Origin of the sequence: Protofrankia sp. Cj5 (assembly GCF_917627405.1) — a bacterium.
GTDB lineage: Bacteria > Actinomycetota > Actinomycetes > Frankiales > Frankiaceae > Protofrankia.
In genome coordinates, this window is record NZ_CAKJTO010000015.1 from 40113 (window position 1) to 57930 (window position 17818).

At 68.2% G+C, this 17818-nt stretch carries 16 protein-coding genes; 11 read left to right on the forward strand and 5 right to left on the reverse strand.

Annotation, left to right across the window (positions count from 1 at the left end):
* Positions 1-147 precede the first annotated feature (147 nt).
* On the forward strand, positions 148-1419 hold the full coding sequence (locus MJ777_RS05625) for a lysophospholipid acyltransferase family protein (protein ID WP_239373757.1): 1272 nt from the start codon (positions 148-150) through the stop codon (positions 1417-1419).
* Positions 1420-1500: 81 nt separating this feature from the next.
* Positions 1501-1722, forward strand: coding sequence for a hypothetical protein (locus tag MJ777_RS05630; RefSeq protein WP_239373760.1), 222 nt, complete (start codon positions 1501-1503; stop codon positions 1720-1722).
* A 109-nt stretch (positions 1723-1831) separates the two neighbouring features.
* On the opposite strand, the gene MJ777_RS05635 is transcribed toward MJ777_RS05630, so the two are convergent.
* Complete coding sequence (locus MJ777_RS05635) at positions 1832-2734, reverse strand: HAD family phosphatase (protein WP_239310904.1); 903 nt, start codon at positions 2732-2734, stop codon at positions 1832-1834.
* Between the two features lie 687 nt (positions 2735-3421).
* Entirely contained in the window at positions 3422-4219 is a 798-nt protein-coding gene (locus MJ777_RS05640; protein WP_239348051.1) for a sigma-70 family RNA polymerase sigma factor, read from the reverse strand.
* Between the two features lie 459 nt (positions 4220-4678).
* On the opposite strand from MJ777_RS05640, the gene MJ777_RS05645 reads away from it, so the two are divergent.
* The 7 genes from MJ777_RS05645 (at position 4679) to MJ777_RS05675 (ending at position 11842) form a co-directional block, all read left to right on the forward strand.
* The gene (locus tag MJ777_RS05645; RefSeq protein ID WP_239310902.1) at positions 4679-4960 is read left to right on the forward strand and encodes a glutaredoxin family protein; all 282 of its coding nucleotides are present in this window, start codon (positions 4679-4681) and stop codon (positions 4958-4960) included.
* 206 nt (positions 4961-5166) lie between these two features.
* Positions 5167-6033 (forward strand): redox-sensing transcriptional repressor Rex, encoded by an 867-nt coding sequence (locus MJ777_RS05650; protein WP_239310901.1) that lies wholly within the window; start codon positions 5167-5169, stop codon positions 6031-6033.
* The gene (locus MJ777_RS05655; RefSeq protein ID WP_239310900.1) at positions 6030-7481 is read left to right on the forward strand and encodes a glutamyl-tRNA reductase; all 1452 of its coding nucleotides are present in this window, start codon (positions 6030-6032) and stop codon (positions 7479-7481) included. Before MJ777_RS05650 ends, MJ777_RS05655 begins: the two co-directional genes overlap by 4 nt.
* Complete coding sequence (gene hemC / locus MJ777_RS05660; RefSeq protein ID WP_239310899.1) at positions 7478-8530, forward strand: hydroxymethylbilane synthase; 1053 nt, start codon at positions 7478-7480, stop codon at positions 8528-8530. The genes MJ777_RS05655 and hemC overlap by 4 nt, the downstream gene beginning before the upstream one ends.
* Positions 8531-8532: 2 nt before the next feature.
* Positions 8533-10356, forward strand: a complete 1824-nt coding sequence (locus MJ777_RS05665) for a uroporphyrinogen-III synthase (RefSeq protein WP_239348049.1) — start codon at positions 8533-8535, stop codon at positions 10354-10356.
* Positions 10353-11378 carry a porphobilinogen synthase gene (gene hemB / locus MJ777_RS05670; protein ID WP_370651626.1) on the forward strand — a complete coding sequence of 342 codons (1026 nt, stop codon included), beginning with the start codon at positions 10353-10355 and terminating at the stop codon, positions 11376-11378. Before MJ777_RS05665 ends, hemB begins: the two co-directional genes overlap by 4 nt.
* A gap of 320 nt (positions 11379-11698) precedes the next feature.
* Positions 11699-11842 carry a hypothetical protein gene (locus MJ777_RS05675; RefSeq protein ID WP_239310897.1) on the forward strand — a complete coding sequence of 48 codons (144 nt, stop codon included), beginning with the start codon at positions 11699-11701 and terminating at the stop codon, positions 11840-11842.
* Positions 11843-12124: 282 nt separating this feature from the next.
* Here the strand turns inward: MJ777_RS05675 and MJ777_RS05680 are convergent, their stop codons facing one another.
* From MJ777_RS05680 to MJ777_RS05690, 3 genes are read right to left on the reverse strand one after another with little or no spacing between them, the layout of a single operon-like run.
* Positions 12125-13156: a PHB depolymerase family esterase gene (locus MJ777_RS05680; RefSeq protein WP_239348043.1), complete on the reverse strand. Its 1032-nt coding sequence runs from the start codon at positions 13154-13156 to the stop codon at positions 12125-12127.
* A 19-nt stretch (positions 13157-13175) separates the two neighbouring features.
* Entirely contained in the window at positions 13176-14510 is a 1335-nt protein-coding gene (locus tag MJ777_RS05685; protein WP_239373763.1) for an acyltransferase, read from the reverse strand.
* A complete protein-coding gene (locus tag MJ777_RS05690; RefSeq protein WP_239373766.1) occupies positions 14507-16057 on the reverse strand; it encodes an AMP-binding protein in 1551 nt (516 codons plus the stop codon). The genes MJ777_RS05685 and MJ777_RS05690 overlap by 4 nt, the downstream gene beginning before the upstream one ends.
* 255 nt (positions 16058-16312) lie before the next feature.
* On the opposite strand from MJ777_RS05690, the gene MJ777_RS05695 reads away from it, so the two are divergent.
* Together MJ777_RS05695 and MJ777_RS05700 are read left to right on the forward strand one after the other, a co-directional pair.
* Positions 16313-17116 (forward strand): phosphosulfolactate synthase, encoded by an 804-nt coding sequence (locus MJ777_RS05695; protein ID WP_239310893.1) that lies wholly within the window; start codon positions 16313-16315, stop codon positions 17114-17116.
* Complete coding sequence (locus MJ777_RS05700; protein ID WP_239310892.1) at positions 17100-17501, forward strand: VOC family protein; 402 nt, start codon at positions 17100-17102, stop codon at positions 17499-17501. The genes MJ777_RS05695 and MJ777_RS05700 overlap by 17 nt, the downstream gene beginning before the upstream one ends.
* Positions 17502-17818: the final 317 nt, after the last annotated feature.

A 17818-nucleotide genomic window follows, 5' to 3' on the forward strand; every position in this document is an offset into this window, starting at 1 on the left:
CCGGGGACGGTGGCCGCCAGGGTCCGGGTGGGCGACGGTCGCATGGTCATGTTTTTTCGGTCTGGCTCGGCAGGCGCATCTCAACGGCTGAGGAACCCTGGCAGCCCGCGGGCGCGGGGCAGGTCTGGTGAAAAGGCGGTCACTGGTGTGAGCGAAGCGCGGATCATCCAGCTTGGGAGTAAGGACGGGCGTGCCAGGACGGGGGCTGCCGCGCAGCGGCGTTCCCGGCAGCAGGGCCCGTCGGGCGTCGACCGGGGCGGCGAGACGGTCCCGGTTGAGGACGAGCCGATTGCCGACGTGCTTGCGACCGAGCGCATGACCGCGGCCGGCAATCCCCACCCGGACCCGGACCCAGCCGAGGCAGGCCGGGCCAAGACAGACCCGGTTGGTGAGGATCACGTCACGCCTGGTCGGAACGGGTCCGCGCGCGGCGCCCGGGACGGTGGTGGGGAGCTGACGGCCGCGCCGCGGGAGCCGGCCGCGCCGCGGGAGCCGGCCGCGGGCGGCGAGAGCGATCCGGCGGGAGACTTGGGTATGGCCCCCGCATCGATGCTGCCCGCCGAACCGTTGGCCGATGCGGGCAGCCTCGAGCAGGCTCTCGCGGGTTTCCTCGCGTTTTTGCGGCGACGGATCACTGGCGACTACGTGGTCGACGAGCACGGCTTCGACGAGGATCTTACCGAGAACGTCATCGCGCCGTTGCTCCGGCCGATCTACCAGAACTACTTCCGGGTCGAGACCCGGGGGCTGGAGAACGTTCCGGACACCGGTGGCGCGCTCATCGTGGCCAACCATTCGGGTACGGTGCCGCTGGACGCGATGATGACCGCGCTGGCAATCATGGACCATCATCCGGCCCATCGACACCTGCGGATGCTCGCCGCGGATCTGGTGTTCGCCGTCCCGTTTCTCGCGCCGGTCGCACGCAAGACGGGTAACACCCTGGCCTGCCAGCCGGACGCGGAACGGCTGCTTGCGGGCGGCCACCTGGTCGGGGTGTGGCCGGAAGGCTTCAAGGGAATCGGGAAACCGTTCAGCGAGCGGTACAAGCTCCAGCGCTTCGGTCGTGGCGGGTTTGTCTCGGCCGCTTTGCGAGCCGGGGTCCCCATTATTCCCTGCACCATCGTCGGAGCCGAGGAAATTTATCCCATGATTGGGAATCTCCGGATGCTGGCCCGGCTGCTCGGGCTGCCCTACCTGCCGATCACCCCCACCTTTCCCTGGTTTGGGCTGTTCGGGCTGCTGCCTCTTCCGTCGAAATGGCTCATCGAGTTCGGTGAGCCCGTGGACACCGAATCGCTGACCCCGGCGGCGGCCGAGGACCCGATGTTGGTGTTCGAACTCACCGATCGTATCCGGGAGACGATCCAACATTCTCTCTACGGACTCCTGATGCAGCGTCGATCGGTATTCTTCTGACACATGACGACTGCGGACCGACCTCGCGCTCATGGTTTTTCCCAGGCGACCGGACGTTTCAGGGGATCCAGACGGACGTGGGTGGCCCGCTGTTTCGTACTCGTTTACCTGCTGTCGGTAACCGCCGTGGTTGGTCTGCTGGCCGCGGTCGATGATGTTTTTCTGGCGAGCTGGCTGGCCGCGCTCGAGCTGGCCTCGGTTGTGACCATCGTTGTCGTGACCCGTGGCACGCCGCCCAGCCCGCCGCGGCCCACCCGGCTCGGTACGCCGAGAGATCCCGGTATGCCGAGCGGCCGCCGCTGACGACGTTGTCGGTTGTGGCTGTGGCTGTGGCTGTGGCATCGGTCAGTATGGCGGCGGGTGGCGGGCGGTGATGGGCGGTGATGGGCGGTGGGAGTGCCCGCGGTCAGGGTCAGCCGGCCGCGTCGCTGTATCGACGGCGCAGCGCCATGCCGGCCGCGACACTTCCGGCCAGCGCCCCCATACCGGCCGCTGTGGGCACTCCGATACGGGCGGCCTTGCGCGCGGTACGAAAGTCCTTGATCGGCCAGTCGCGTTCACGGGCGACGGCCTTCAGGTCAGGGTCTGGGTTGATTGCCACGGGATGGCCGACCAGCGACAGCATGGGCAGATCGTTGATGGAGTCCGAATACGCCCAGCACCGGGACAGATCCAGCTGCTCGCGTTCGGCCAGGGCCTGCACCGCGGCTGCCTTGGCCGGCCCGTGTAGTGGATCACCGACGAGATGGCCGGTATAACGCCCGGCCGCGACCTGGCTGACCGTTCCGAGCGCACCGGTGAGGCCGAGCCGCCTGGCGATGACAGCCGCCAGCTCGACCGGTGTGGCGGTGACGAGCCACACGCGTTGGCCTGCGTCGAGGTGCTGCTCGGCCAGCGCGCGAGTACCCGAGTAGATGCGCTCCGCCATCCGCTCGTCGTAGATCTCTTCGCCGAAGCGGACGATCTCGGCGACTTCGCGGCCGGCGACGAAGGCGAGTGCGGTCTCCTTGACGTCGCGCATCCCATCGGTGTTCTCCAGCCCTCGGACCCGGTAGGTCACGTGCTGCCAGCCGAACTTCAGCAGCTCCCGGGACTGGAAGAAGTCGCGCGCGGCAAGCCCGCGGGCGAAGTAGAAGATGGACGCTCCCATCATCATGGTGTTGTCCACATCGAAGAAGGCGGCCGCGGTCGGGTCGGGTGGCGCCTTGGCCGCGGACTCGGCGGCCGCCTTGAGCGCCGCGGTCGCGGCTGCTTCGGCATCGGCTCTGCGGGCGCGGTCGTCAGCTGTCCGTACCGGGCGTGATCGAAACCGCATCGTGATCTCCTGGACGTCCACGGCCCACGGGAGGGCCACGCTGTCACTGCGACCTGGGAAGCGTACGGTGCGCTGCGGCTGTGCGGCGGCACTCGGCGCCGGCCGTCGCCAGGTTCCCAGCAGCTGTTGGACGACATCGACGCCGCCGATGATCCGTCCCGTGGCGTTACGGCGTGTTCCGGAAGTCGTCGTGCAATCAGGGAGCCGCGTTCAGGCGGTTCCTGGCAAGGCCGCGGGCCACACCGGTACCGGATGAGCTGTATCGGTGTCGCCGAGAACGCGGCCAGGGGCCGCCTGGGCGTGGTGAGCCGGACAGATGGCTTTTGGGACACGCCCTGGATGGCGCGATATTCACGGCGGGCTGGTGCGGGATCTCGGCTTCGCGCGCTGTGGTTCTGGCCCCGGCGGGCGCGCCGCACGGGCCGCGGACACACCCCGAACTCGGCACTCAGCAAGGCCGGATTCAGCTACAGGCGGAGATCGGAGTTTCGGCGATCAAATATCACCTGCGCGTAGCCAATATTAAAAAGATCTTTTTTTATGCTGTCGGTGACCCCCTTGGAGCGATGTGTACCCTGTACCCCCAAACTAGCCAGCAGGATGGGACGGGTCGCAACGACCGTTTGAACTCGCCCGGTTCCCGCTGGATGCTGGATGCATGACGAAACCGATCCGGCGGGGCCGGGCCTACGGGGTGGTATCCGCCGCGAAATAGCGGGCCAGGGATCGGACAGCCCGGTATTGAAGCGCCTTGATCGCGCCTTCGTTCTTGCTCATCGCCAATGCTGTCTCCCGTACGGAGAGCCCCTCCAGGAAGCGCAGCACGACGCATTCCCGCTGCTCGGGGTTGAGGGCCTGGACGGCGTCGAGCAGCTCCCTGTTCGTGACGCCGGCCAGGACCGACTCCTCCGGCCCGGAGACAAGCTGCGTGTCCGCGGCCGCCAGGATGTCATCGGTGGGGAACTCCATGCGGGTCCGGCGTGACTTTTTGTGGTCAATTATCAGGTTCCGGGCGATTGTGATGAACCATGCGCCGATGTCATGGCCCTGCCAGGTGAAGGTCCTGATGCCGCGCAGCGCGCGCAGAAACGTCTCGCTGACAATGTCCTCGGCCATGGCCCGGCTGCCGACCCGGTAGAACACATAGCGGAAGACCAGCTCCAGGTAGGAGTCATACAGCCGGCCGAAGGCCTCGTTATCCCCCTCCTGCGCGCGGCGCACGAGATCGGTGATGTCCGTTTCTGGCTGCGGGGCATGCTGGGATGGCGGTGGATCGGCCAGCTCGGAGGCATGGTGACCGCCATGGTGATCCGGGGATGCCGGCCGGATGCCGGACGGGCTGGCCGATCCCCCCGCGGCTGAGCTGGCCCGTAGCGGCCCGCCCAGCATGGCCGCGTGCGGGGTGTTCGCCATCGATGAGATCTCGGCACGCAGCGAGGCCAGGCCGATGGGGCCGGGAGCAGGGCACGACCAGGACCGGTTCATGGCGGGGATCCGCGCATGAACCGCAGCGGGGCCCGTGGCCGTCCACGTCCCCGGTATGCCTGGGACAGGGCGGCGGGCATACTGGCTCCGAAGGATCAACGAGGCTGAGTGAGGTAACGAGGCTGAGCGAGGTAGAGCGTGACCCGTTCAGGCCCGGGATCATCCGGACGCCCGTCGCATCGGGGCGGCCTGGCCGGAAAAGGCGCGATCATGGTTTTCTCGCGCCTCCGGCGACGACCATCAGGGACCCTGGACAGCCGAGTCTAGCTAACGATCCGGTACCAGGCGTGCATGGCAAGGTGAAGATGTGTGGTTGTCCCATGCGTCACGAGGAAGTGCCTTTGTGATTAGGTCGTGTTATTTAGAAAGATCCGCCTTGCCGGGGCGGGGCCTGACAGCCCGGGGCCTGACAGCCGGAGTGGCGTTACGGGCCGGCGCGGCCCGAGCTGGTGCCCTGCCGTGAGCGGCCAGCGGGGAAGCGTCCGGATCACCCTGGTGACCCGGGCCGGCTGCCATCTCTGTGAGGACGCGCGAATCGCGGTCGCTCGGGTGGCCGATGATGTCGGGGCCGGCTGGCAGGAGGTCGATGTCGATACGCGGGCTGATCTGCTCGATGCTTACGGTGACCGGGTGCCGGTGATTCTTGTGGATGGCCGGGAGCACGGGTATTGGCGGGTCGAGGAGGCGCGTCTTCGGCGTGCGTTGACCGGCGGTCGCTGGGGATGGTCTTCCCGCGCATAGCCGCCGACGATGTGCGGGCCCCGGGCTCGCTGGCGGGTCGCCGGCCGGCTGAGCACAAGATCACATCAACTTCGTGAACGCCTTCACGAAGTCGTAAACTCACCCGGACAGTCGTCTACCGGCGTCGTTCGACCGTGCAGCACCGCGAGGGGCGGACGGCAGGCGCCGCCGGCAGCCGGGCGCCTCAAGCGGTGCGGGAGTCGTACATGACTGAGCTTCGCCGGGCAGTGTCGGCCGTCCGTGCTCGCTCGCCAGTGCCAGCGGCAACAGTCGCCAGACTTCCGCTCTACCTGCGGGTTCTTACCTCGCTCGCCGACCGGGGGGTGCATACGGTGTCGTCCGAGACGCTCGCTTCAGCGGCCGGCGTGACCTCGGCGAAGGTGCGTAAGGATCTGTCTCATCTTGGTTCGTACGGAACGCGTGGCGTCGGTTACGGTGTGGCTCTTCTCCTTGGCCGCATCGCCGCTGAGCTCGGCCTGACCGAGGACCGTTCGGTGCTGCTGGTCGGGGTCGGCAATCTCGGCCACGCGCTCGCGGGATACGGTGGGTTCCAGTCCCGGGGGTTTCGCGTGGTCGCGTTACTTGACGTGGATCCCTGCCGGATCGGCGAATCGATCGGCGGCGTTGTGGTGCGTCCCCTCGACGAGCTGGAGGCCCTTGTCGAGGGGAATCAGGTCACCATCGGCGTGATCTGCACACCGGCGGCCGCCGCGCAGGCTGTCTGTGACCGTCTTGTCGCCGCAGGGGTCACAAGCATTCTCAATTTCGCGCCGATCGTGCTGTCGGTACCGGTGGGAGTGGACGTGCGTAAGGTTGATCTTGCAGTGGAACTGCAGATTCTCTCGTTTCACGAGGCCCGGAAACGCCCCGTTTGCGCAACGGATGACCGTGCTGTAAAAGACGACCTTGCCGTGAGGGACGACGTGGGCGCACCCGTCAGCGGCGCCGGCGGCCAGGGCGAGCCCGTCGATTCCCGGATCGTGCTCATGACCCGCACCCCCGCCGAGCCGACACCGCGGCGCACCCGTGGTGGCAGCCCGTTTGTGGGTACCACCGGAGGGGACGGAGCATGAGCCTGCTTGCCGTGGGGCTCAATCACCGGACGGCACCGACGTCCATCCTGGAGATGGCTGCCGTCACCGATGACGATGTCCCGAAGGTGCTCCGCGATCTGTGCCAGGCCGCGTGCGTCGCCGAGGCCGTGGTGCTGTCGACCTGTAACCGCACCGAGATCTACGCCGAGGTGGAGACCTTCCACGGTGGCGTCGCGGACGTGTCCGACCAGCTCACCCGGATCACCGGGACAGAACTGTCGGATCTTGCTCCGCACCTGTACGTCCATCATGAGGCGCGGGCTGTGAGCCACCTGTTCTCGGTCGTCTGTGGCCTCGATTCGATGCTGGTGGGGGAGGCGCAGATCCTCGGGCAGGTGCGCGCGGCCTTCCGGGCGGCCCAGCTTGAGGCCAGCGCCGGAGCCACCCTCGGCGGTCTGTTCCAGACGGCGTTGCGCGTGGGCAAGCGTGCGCACAGCGAGACCGAGATCGGTTCGGCTGGAGCATCGATCGTCTCGGTGGGGATACACATGGCCGCGGCCGGGTGGCAGGCGATGGCGACCGTCCAGCCCGGCTTGGCGGGCACGACGGGGAGCGCGTCGGCGCCCGGGCCCACGCTGGGTGCCAGGTCGCTGGATGCCGCGGATCGGGTGGCGCCGGCCGGCACGTTGCCCGTGATCGACATGCCCGCGATCGACGCGCTTGCCGGCCGTCGGGTCCTGCTGGTGGGAGCGGGGGCCGTGGGATCTCTGGCTGCGGCGGTGGCGCGGCGGGCAGGCGCGGCCGATCTCGTGGTCGCGAACCGCACCCCGGCACGAGCTCGACGAATAGTCGAGGCCTACGCGGCTGAGCTGGTCGGGCTCACGCAGGTGGCGCTGGAGCTGGACCGGGCCGACCTGGTGATCACGTCGACAGGGGCGGCCGGGCTTATCCTGACCCGCCAGACGATCGCCGAGTCGATGGCCCGCAGGGGAGGGCGGCCGCTGGTTCTGCTGGACCTCGCTCTTCCCCGGGACGTCGACGTGACCGTTTGTGATCTTCCGGGCGTCACCCTGATCGATCTCGACACCCTGCGGACCGCCCTCGACGGGCGGCAGGTTGCCAGCGACGTCGAGTCGGTACGGGCGCTGGTGGCCTCCGAGGTCGGCGCCTATCTTGATCGATGTCGTGCGCACCGCGTCGCGCCGACTGTCGTGGCGCTTCGGGCGCAGGCCGCCGCTGTCGTCCGCGATGAGCTCGACCGGCTGCAGACCCGCCTGCCAGATCTTTCTCCCCGGGACCGGGCGCTGGTGGAGGGGACGGTGCGGCGGGTGGCGGACAAGCTGTTGCATGCGCCGACCGTGCGGGTGCAACAGCTCGCCGCGTCCCCTGGGGGCGACACCTATGCCGAGGCACTGCGTGAGCTGTTCGACCTCCCTCGGGAAGCGCCGGCCGTCGTATCCGCACCTGATCTACGAGAGGCACCATGACGAGCGGGAAGCTCCGGCCGGGTCGGACAGCGGGCGCTGGGCCCGTCCTGGGCGGCGATGGGCGGGGGGATGTGCTGCGGCTGGGCACGCGGGGCTCGGCGCTGGCCATCGCGCAGTCCGCCACCGTGGCGGGCTGGCTGCGGGAACGGCTGGGCCGCCAGGTCGAGCTGGTGCGCATCGTGACCGCTGGAGACAGCTCCCAGGAGGCGATCAGCCAGCTCGGCGGGACTGGCGTATTCGTGAGCGCGCTGCGCGAAGCGCTGGTGGCCGGCAAAATTGATCTTGCCGTCCACTCGCTGAAGGATCTGCCGACGGCGACACCGGACGGACTTGTGATCGCGGCCGTTCCGCCGCGCGCGGATCCCCGTGATGTCATCGTCGCGCCGAGCGGCCGGATGCTGGCCGAGTTCGGGCCCGGGACCAGGGTTGGTACCGGCTCGCCCCGGCGGGCGGCGCAGCTGCGGGCCCTCGGGCTCGGGCTGAATGTCGTCCCGATCCGAGGTAACGTCGATACCCGAATAAAGAAGGCGATCGACGGAGCGGTCGACGCGGTTGTGCTCGCCCATGCCGGGCTGGACCGGCTGGACCGGCTGGACGCGGTGACCGAGGTGCTGGATGCGGATGTGATGCTGCCAGCCGCTGGGCAGGGTGCGCTGGCGATCGAATGCGTGGGTGATCCTGACGCCCTTGACGGCATTGTCAATCGGGTCGACCTGTACCGACGTGAAGGCACTCTCGCCGAGCTGCTACGGTTTGCGCTGGACGACCCACTGTCGCGCACTGCTGTCGCTGCCGAGCGTGCTTATCTGGCTGCCATCGAGGCCGGTTGTAGCGCACCGGTCGGCGCTCTTGCCGACGTTGCGGTGACGCCCGATGGAGCAATGGCCGCCGGTGCCATCCGGCTACGGGCGGTGGTTGCGTCGCCGGAGGGGAACGGTGTTCTCCGGCGCGTGGTCACCGGGCCCGCTGACCACCCGGAGGCGCTGGGAGAGCGCCTCGCGGACGAGATGTTGTCCGCTGGAGCACAGACGTTGATGGGAAATTTCTGATCATGGCCACCCGCCGCACGAAGAAGCCCCTGATCCCAGTCGCTCTCGTTGGAGCCGGCCCGCGCGATCCTGACCTGCTGACCGTTCTCGCCACGGAGACGCTGGCCGCCGCCGATTCGGTAATCGTTGATCCCGATGTCGCTGCTGAGATTGTCGCGAAGCTTCCCGGCGAGGTGCTGCGTATCGGCGATTCCGCACTGGTGAAACCAATCATGGACGCGGACGCGGCAACCGCCGCGGTCGTCGCGCGGGCCCGGGCGGGGGAACGGGTCGTCCGGCTGTACGCGTCGGATCCATGGCTCACCGGGATCGGTGCTGCCGACGCGCAGGCGCTGGCCAAGGCCAAGATTCCCTTCCGGGTGGTGCCCGGGATCCTGACCGGCGCCGCGGTCGCCGCCTACTCGGGGGTCGCCCCCGGGCTTCCGGTCACCTTCGCGAGCACGGCGGGAGTGTTCTCCGCCAGCGGGGTGCAGCCGACCATCGCCCCGTCGGCGGACACCCCGGGTATGGCGTTGGGCGCGGCGACGTACGGGGCCAGCCGCCTCGGCGGGCGTGGCCTGGCCGACCTGGGTGGTTCCGGCGTGGGTGGAACGGCGCTCGGTGGTCCGGGCCTGACGGCGCCACCGCTGGGCGCGTCGCTCGGGATCGGCGGGATCGGCGCGGGCCTGGGGCTCACGGGCGCGCCCGGCGCGAACATCGACTGGGTCTCCCTCGCGCAGGCACCCGGCACCCTGGTGATGACGGCGGTCTCGAACGAGGTCGGCAAGGTCGCGGCGGCGCTTGTCGAGCAGGGCCGACCGGGCGACACACCCGTCGCTGTGACGGTGGACGGCACCACCACCGACCAGCGGACGGTTTCCTCGACGCTGGACCGGATCGAGGCCGATGCGGCGCCCGTCATCGCGAACGCACCCTGTGTCGTGATGGCGATCGGGGCCGCGGTCGCGGCCCGGGGCAAGCTGTCCTGGTGGGAGTCGCGGGCACTGTTCGGCTGGACGGTTCTGGTGCCGCGGACCAAGGAGCAGGCGGCCATCCTTTCGGATCTGTTGCGCTCGCACGGCGCGAGCCCGCTGGAGGTGCCGACGATCGCGGTGGAACCACCGCGGACAGCCGCCCCGATGGAGCGCGCGATCACCGGCCTGGTGTCCGGCCGTTACCAGTGGGTCGCCTTCACCTCTGTCAACGCGGTCCGTGCCGTCCAGGAGAAGGTCGAGGAACGCAGCCTGGACGCCCGCGCGTTTGCCGGTGTCAAGGTGGCCGCGATCGGTGAGGCGACCGCGGACGCGCTGCGTGCCTTCGGCATCCGGCCAGATCTTGTTCCTTCCGGCCAGCAGTCCAGTGAGGGGCTGCTGGCGGACTGGCCCGAGTACGACGACGTGTTCGACCCGCTCGACCGGGTGCTGCTGCCCCGGGCCGACATCGCTACCGAGACGCTGGTCGCGGGTCTGAAGGACCGGGGCTGGAACGTCGACGACGTCACGGCCTACCGCACGGTGCGCGCCGCGCCGCCGCCGGCTCCGATCAGGGAGGCGCTCAAGGGCGGCCGGGTGGATGCCGTGGTGTTCACGTCCTCCTCGACCGTGCGCAACCTGGTCGGGATCGCCGGCAAGCCGCACGAGACCACCGTGATCGCGGTGATCGGACCGCAGACCGCGGCCACCGCGGCCGAGCTGGGTCTGCGGGTCGACGTCCAGGCGGCAGAGGCGACCATCCCGTCGCTGGTGCAGGCGCTGGCGGACTTCGCCGCCGAGCACCGTGAGGAACTGGGCAAGGTCGGTCCGCTCGCCGCCCGGCTGCCCAAGGCCCGGCGTGGTTCCCGGCGGTGACCGGGCTGCCGGGCGCTGCTGATCATATCGTTGGTGATCGCGTCGCCTTCCCGCTGGCCCGGTCCCGCCGGCTGCGCCGCGGCGCGGCCCTGCGCCGGTTGGTGTCCGATGTGCGGTTGCATCCGGCCGACCTCGTGCTTCCGCTGTTCGTCAAGGAGGGCATCGACGCCCCGACGCCCATCGCCTCGATGCCTGGTGTCGTGCAGCACACCCGGGAGTCGCTGCGCAAGGCCGCGTCCGAGGCGGCTCGGGCCGGCGTCGGCGGGTTGATCCTCTTCGGCATCCCCGCGAACAAGGACGGGCGTGGTTCGGCCGCGGATGATCCGTCTGGCATCGTGCAGCTGGCCCTTGCCGATCTTGTCGCCGAGGTCGGTGGCGACATTGTGATCATGACGGACCTGTGCCTGGACGAGTACACCGACCACGGCCACTGCGGTCTGCTGACCGAGGACGGCGAGGTCGACAACGACGCGACTCTGGCGCGGTACGGCTCGATCGCGCTGGCTCAGGCCCATGCGGGTGCTGAGGTGGTCGCGCCGAGCGGAATGATGGACGGCCAGGTGGGCGCGATTCGCGTGGCACTCGACGCGGGCGGGTACTCGGAGATACCGATCCTTGCCTACTCGGCGAAGTACGCCTCGGCCTTCTACGGCCCCTTCCGGGACGCGGCCGAGTGCACGCCGCGCTTCGGGGACCGTGCCGGCTACCAGCAGGACCCGGCCCGCTCGGCCGGTGAGGCACTGCGCGAAGTCGCCCTCGACCTCATCGAGGGCGCGGACGCCGTGATGGTGAAGCCGGCGTTGGCCTATCTCGATGTTGTGGCGGCGGTCGCCGCCGCTGTGGACGTGCCGGTTGCCGCCTACCAGGTGTCCGGCGAGTACGCGATGGTTGAGGCCGCGGCGGCGAACGGCTGGATCGACCGGGAGCGCGCCATCACCGAGACATTGACGGCTGTCCGCCGGGCGGGCGCGGACATCATCCTGACGTACTGGGCGACCGAGGTGGCCCGGCGCCTGCGTTGATCCGTCCGGGCCACTTCCTGGCGGCTCCGTTCCTGCCGGGCTCAGAGCGTCCGGCAACAGGGGAGTGGGTCAACGAGCGGGGCTGGGGTCCGTGCATCCGTGCATCCGTGCATCCGTGCATCGCGAGGCGGCGCGGGGAGCCACCGGAGGTGTTGGGTGGCGACCGATGAGCCGGGGTACCCGTGCATCGCGCAGCGATGGACGGGGAGCGATGACGCGAGGCGCGTGCCCTGGCCCCATCCCTGGACGAACGTGTCCTCACGGCTGCACGGGCGGCGGCGACGGCCAAGGGGGTCAGCCTGTCGGCCTGGATGTCACAGGTGATCGATCACCACATCGGCATCCAGGAGGGCCTTGCGGCCGTCCGTGAGTACGAAGCCGAGCACGGCCCCATCCCCCCGGACGCGCTGCGGCGGGCCGACGAGATTCTCGATCGGCTCGGAGTCGGGAGAAGATCCCGATGACGGAGGAGGAAGGTGGAGTCACGTACGACACCGGCACCCTTCTGGCGGCTGAAGCGGGTGATCGTGAGATGTGGGCGCTGCATCGGCGGATCCTGGAACGTGAGGTTCGTCCGGTCATTTCTCCGCGCCAAGCGAAATGCTGGCCGGCCGTATTCTGATCGGAATTTTCGTTTCTCATCTCGATACGTAGCCAGCTGAAAATCATGTGATCATGAACGGCTCGTATCCCGCAGTCCCAGGGCGCGCGGCCTGAGTAGGTGCCCGATATCCGTCGAGCCGCAGTCACCCTGGTCCATGGGTGGCGCGAGCGACCGTGGCGGCGGGTGGGTTTGGCGGGGCCGGTACGTCCGGCAGACCGGTGAAGAAATCCCAGATGACGGTGGCGGCGCTGGCCGCGGCCGCTACCCGCGGCTGAGCCGGCCAGGCATGCGGTAGATCGTGATAAATGACGGTGGCAACCGCGGTGTGGTTCCGGCATTCGCGCCATGTCAGGATCTCGGCCGGGCCCACTCGGCCTGTTGTCGTCGGCCGTGCCGGGCAGCCGTCCCGATCATGCCAGAGCTGGACGGCCGCGGCCACCGACATCAGCGGTGGCCGGGCCAGCCGCGTTCCCTGGTAGGGAAGCACCTGGTCGGCGGTGCCGGCGGCGAGCAGCACCGACACCGCGCCCCCCTGCGCGCACGGCACCAGCGGGACCGCTCCGTAGGTCGCGATCCCGGCGAACGCAGCAGGGTCCTCACAGGCCATCCGGAGGGCGAGCTTCCCACCGTTGCTGTAGCCGACGAGGTAGATGCGGCTCGTGTCGATCTGCTCTCCGTGCAGCACCGCGGCAACCACGTTGTGCACGAAGGCCGGGTCGTCCGGCCGTGAACGGCCCGCCGTTCCGCAACAATCGCCGCCGGCGTTCCAGGACAGGCCGAGGCCCGTGGGTACGGCAAGGATCGCGCGGCCTTCGGCCACGAGCGGAGCGAGCCCACTCAACGACACCATCGCGGCTGGCGTCAGCCCGCGGCCGTGCAGAAGTATCACCAAGGGCAGCCGGCCAACGGATTGAACCGGCCGCAGCAACAGGTAGATGCGTCGCAATCCATTTACCGTGATCGTTCTTGTGCTCTGGTTCATCAGCGTCTGGGCGGCGGTTCTGACGGTGCCGGTTTCACGTCGCGACGGCGAAGGCGACTGGTTGGAGGCAGCCGAGATGCTTATCGTGGCCGGTTTTGTGTGGCCCGCACGAGCGATGAGTTCTGTCAGCGTCACGAAGAGCAGCATCGCTGCCAGGGTGGCCAGGAGGAGTTTCTTGCGCCGGAAGGTCATCGTCCGGCCGGGCCGGCTGTTACTGATCGGAGGATCGGATCGCGGGCGCGAGAGAACGTGGTCGCGTCGATGCCGTTGGCGCGGGAACCGAGGGCCGCTTCGGGCCGGTCTTCGCGTCGGTGCGCCTTGGCCGTCGCCGGGGTCGGCCGGATACCGCCAGGCTCAGCGGCGTGGGCCGGCAGAGCGCAACCACCGCCGCCGACAGGAACAGCGTCGCTGACATCGCCGACAAGGTCGACCACGGCGGGGGAAGTGTGCGAGGAAGGAGAGCCAGCACACCCGGCAGGATGGCCGGATGGACGAGATAGATGCCGAAGGACAGCTCCGAACCCCTGCGCATGAGCGAGTCCAGACGTCCTGGCCGCCGTTTGCGTTCCCATATCGCGCCCAGGGCGAACAGGGCCATGATGCTCGTTACCCCCCATGGCACCATAATGGGCTGAAAGACCGATGCGGCGTCAAATGGTGCTTGTCCATGGTGGCGTGCGATCGTGTAGCAGAGCTCGGCGGCGCCCGCGGCCAGCGCCGCGCTCAGCATCGTGAGCACGATGTGCCGGCTCATCCAGTCACGGAAGCGATCGCCGTGGACCGCGGCCAGCGCACCGGCGACAAGCCAGAACTGGTACATCGCGAACAGCTCGTGGCAGTGCTGTTCCAGTATGCCGGCCACCCCGGGCCACGGCCGGCCGTAGTGGACCTCCGCCAGAGTCGCGATCTGGAGCAGGGCGCTTCCTGCCAGTAGCTGCCAATGGTAGCCGGCCGTGCGGCGCACAAGACGCGCCAGCAGCGGGTACAGCAGGTACACCTGCAGCGTGACCAGTAGGAAGTACATGTGGTACCAGGCATCACCGGTGATTAAGTCGTAGCCGAGAGTGCGTGCGGAGGCGGATATCTGACCGTCGGCAAGTTGCCGTACCAGCACCGGGCTGGCATAGGCGACGGTCCAGACCACATAGGGCACTCCGACGAGCAGGAAACGACGCCGCCAGAACCGGCCCAACGCGAGCGGCCGGTCGTAATGGGTGTGGAACAGCACGAAGGTGGTGAGGAAGAAGAACGCCTCACGGGTGAAGTGCAGCAGCATGAGTGCCGCGTTGCCGCCGACGCTCTGGAACGGGTTCGTGCCGCCCGTCGTGTGGACGCCGACCACCGCGACAAAGGTCAGCAGACGGACCAGGTCGACGTCGTGAAGATGCGCCCGCCGGCTGGCGGCGGCTGTACTGCCGATCAGCGGCCCCGGTTCCGCTGGCCCTGTTGGGGCCGCTTCCGCTCCCGCTGGCGCCGTTCGGGGCCGGTGGAGGGCGTCCGGCGCCTCGGTGGCGGCCCGTACCGGGCTGGATGTCGCTGTCGTCATGAGAGTCCGTTCGTACAGCCGAGCCGGTCGCGCAGCCGTCGGCTTCCATCGAGGCGGCTGCCGGCGAGCCGCCGCATCACCTTGCCGGTGGGCCCGACCGGCAGCGCGTCGACAAGGTCGATGGTGACGGGACGTTTGAAACGGTCCAGCGCTGACTCACAGCGGGCGGCCAAGTCGGCGGCGAGGCCCTCGCCGGCCCCGGTGGCCGGTACCACCAGCGCAACCGGCGTCTGTCCGAGGACCGGATCGGGGCGGCCGACAACCACGGCCGCGCTGACTCGGGGATCGGTCAGGAGGACTTCCTCGACCTCCCGCGGGAAGATTTTCTCGCCGCCTCTGTTAATCACATCGTCGGTGCGGCCGACCAGGAACAGGTACCGATCTGTGTCGAGGTACCCCAGGTCGCCGGTATCCAGCCAACCGTGGACGTCGATCCGTTCGTTGCCCGCCTCGCCCACATACGCTCTGATCACTCCTGCGCCGCGGATCTGGACATGACCGGTGACACCCGCGGGGCATTCCTGCCCGTCCTCGTCGACCACGCGTACCTCGGTGGCGACCGGTAGCCCGACCGAGCCGGCCTTGCGTACTCCCCGCAGCGGATTGGCCGTTATCTGGCTGGCCGCCTCGGTCATGCCATAGGTCTCCAGCACCTCGATGCCGGTGGCCTGCTCGAACGCGTGCAGCACCGCGACAGGCAACGCCGCCGACGCGGACCGGACAAAACGCACCCTGGTCGAACGCGCCTGCCCAGCATCCGGATCACGGGCGAGGATCGTCACCATGGCCGGCACGGCGTTGATCCAGGTCACGTTGTGCTCGACGATCCGCCGCCAGAATCCCCGCCGGTGGAAGCGCGTGTCCAGCACCATCGCGCCGCCCGCGACCAGGGTGGCGAGCAGCCCCACCACCTCGGCGTTGACGTGGAACAGAGGCAGCGGGCAGAAACCGATGTCGGCACGGGTGAGGGCGTGGTGGCCGGCCACCGCGTGCGCGACGTGGCTGAGCTGCGCCTCAGCCAGGAAGATCTGTTTGGCGGTACCCGTGGTACCTGAGGTGGACAACAGCACACCACCGTCACCCCCCGGAGCCACACCGTGGTAGCCGGTCCGAGCTGGGCACGGGGCGATCTGCTGGACGCCAGCTGCCGGGGGCAGGCCCTGGTCTGTGACCACCGCGGCGGGCCGGGCCAGGGCAAGTATCCGCCGCAGCTCCGCCGGGGGAGCGCTCGGGCTCAGCGGGACGGCGTGGCGCCCGCTGGTGATAGCCGCGAGGTAGGCGGTGGCGAAGTCCACCGGGTCGGAGACGGCGATTGCCACCCGCTGCCCAGGCCGACAGCCGGCGCGGTCGAGTTCCGACCACCAGTCACGTATCGTCGTGTTGAGTTCACCGTAGCGCAGGCTGTGGCCACTGCCCGCATCCGTGAGAAAGACGCGATGGGGATGATCTCGGCTGCGAGCCTCCACCAGATCGATCATGCGGTGGCGGCCCGCGGACGACCGCTTTTCTAGATCCATCGAACGAGGATTGCCAAGGACAGCAGGCACGCTCGCATCCTTCTCGAACAACGTTAACGAAACCCCGGAACTCGATGAGAGCTTACTGATGGATCCGTCGACAGGTCATGATTACCCGACCGGTAGGATTACGCTGTCCACCCGATCTTTTCAGTAAGCTCACAGGCGGCGTTAAAGGCGTTTTCATGTAGTGGGAGAAGGGTGGGGTGGCATTTGGCGCGCGTGGTGATTTCGCCCCGCCTGCCGGATCCCCGATCGGCGAGTACCGCTCCAGGAGGCCGCAGTATGATCATCAGTGCTCTCGCGCTGCCCGCGCGCCAGTCGAAACCGCGTTCCCGTGGAATTACCTTGGTGATCGACAATGGCCTGCCGACCGGCTACTTCTGTGATGCTGTTGTCAGCTTTAGTGATCATATCGACCTCGTGAAGTTCGGGTGGGGCACCTCGCTCGTGACAGCCGGCCTCGCGAACAAGATCAATTGTCTGCGCACTCTGGGTATCGATTTCTTCTTCGGTGGCACCTTGTTCGAAAAGCATATTCTGCAGAACCGTTTTGACGATTTCCGGGGACTGTGCCACGAGCAGGGCTGCCGGTATGTGGAGGTGTCGAACGGGACGATCGACCTTGGCGTCGAGGAGAAAGCGAGTTACGTTTCCAAGCTCGCCGACGAGTTCATCGTGCTGAGCGAGGTCGGGTTCAAGGACGCCGAACGTTCCGAGCGCCAGTCACCGTCCCGGTGGCTCGCGGCGATCCGGACCGATCTGCATGCCGGCGCTCATCTGGTGATTCTGGAAGCCCGCGAGAGCGGCACCAGCGGCATCTGCCGGCCAGACGGGCAGCTGCGGTTCGGCCTGATCGAGGACATCCTGGATTCCGACGTGCCAGTGGATCGACTTGTGTTCGAGGCTCCCACCAAGATCCTGCAGGCCCACTTCATCCGCCGGGTCGGTCCGGAGGCCAATCTCGGGAACGTACACGCGGCCGACATCGTGGGCCTGGAGACGCTGCGGCTCGGGCTCCGGTCGGACACGCTGCTGGCCTTCGAGCCGGCGGGCGAACAGGGAGCGAACCGTGCGGAACACCGCTGATACCTTTCACCTCGCCATACCCGTGACAGACCTGGCGCTGGCCGAGCGGTTCTACGTCGATCTGCTCGGCTGCCGGCTCGCCCGCCGCTATGCCGACCGGATCACGCTTGACTTCTTCGGCGACCAGCTTGTCTGCCACCTCAGCCCCGATTATGAACCGGGCGAGCTGGCGTTGTACCCGCGCCATTTCGGCGTGACATTCCGGGACGGTGCCGACTTCGACGCGCTCCTGCGCCTGATCGAACTGCGTAAGGTGCCGGTCTTCCAGTGCGAACAGGTACGTTTCGCCGGGCTGGTCGAACAGCATCGGACCGTGGTGCTGCGCGACCCTGCGGATAACCTGCTTGAGTTCAAACATTATGTTGACCCGCGGATGATGCACTGATCCTCGGGATGGCGTGTCGTCGGCTTTTGTCACACTAAATTGATCATGATTACTGGCTGCGCCTGATGGCGGGCATACCTCGGTGGGCTCCGTTGCCAGCCGGTCGGTTGCCCGTGCCCGCCATCATGGTGGCGTGTCGCGTCCTGTTACGGTCCGTGGTTTGGCGGTTTCAGAACGCAGCTCAAGCGCGGTTGGCCTTGCTTGCAGTCCCTGAGAGCGCGTTTGAGATCGTCATTCCGGCTCGCCGCGTCCAGGCGCCCCCTGGCCGCGTTGTCGGCCGAACCGATACAACTCATCCGGTATCGCTTCGGCCTTCT

Excerpts from the sequence above, each read along its gene's own strand:
- MJ777_RS05685 (WP_239373763.1), bottom strand. The coding sequence starts at position 14,510 with ATGACGACAGCGACATCCAGCCCGGTACGGGCCGCCACCGAGGCGCCG.
- MJ777_RS05665 (WP_239348049.1), top strand. The coding sequence starts at position 8,533 with ATGGCCACCCGCCGCACGAAGAAGCCCCTGATCCCAGTCGCTCTCGTT.
- MJ777_RS05655 (WP_239310900.1), top strand. The coding sequence starts at position 6,030 with ATGAGCCTGCTTGCCGTGGGGCTCAATCACCGGACGGCACCGACGTCC.
- MJ777_RS05650 (WP_239310901.1), top strand. The coding sequence starts at position 5,167 with ATGACTGAGCTTCGCCGGGCAGTGTCGGCCGTCCGTGCTCGCTCGCCA.
- MJ777_RS05635 (WP_239310904.1), bottom strand. The coding sequence starts at position 2,734 with ATGCGGTTTCGATCACGCCCGGTACGGACAGCTGACGACCGCGCCCGC.
- hemC (WP_239310899.1), top strand. The coding sequence starts at position 7,478 with ATGACGAGCGGGAAGCTCCGGCCGGGTCGGACAGCGGGCGCTGGGCCC.
- MJ777_RS05640 (WP_239348051.1), bottom strand. The coding sequence starts at position 4,219 with ATGAACCGGTCCTGGTCGTGCCCTGCTCCCGGCCCCATCGGCCTGGCC.
- MJ777_RS05680 (WP_239348043.1), bottom strand. The coding sequence starts at position 13,156 with ATGACCTTCCGGCGCAAGAAACTCCTCCTGGCCACCCTGGCAGCGATG.
- MJ777_RS05695 (WP_239310893.1), top strand. The coding sequence starts at position 16,313 with ATGATCATCAGTGCTCTCGCGCTGCCCGCGCGCCAGTCGAAACCGCGT.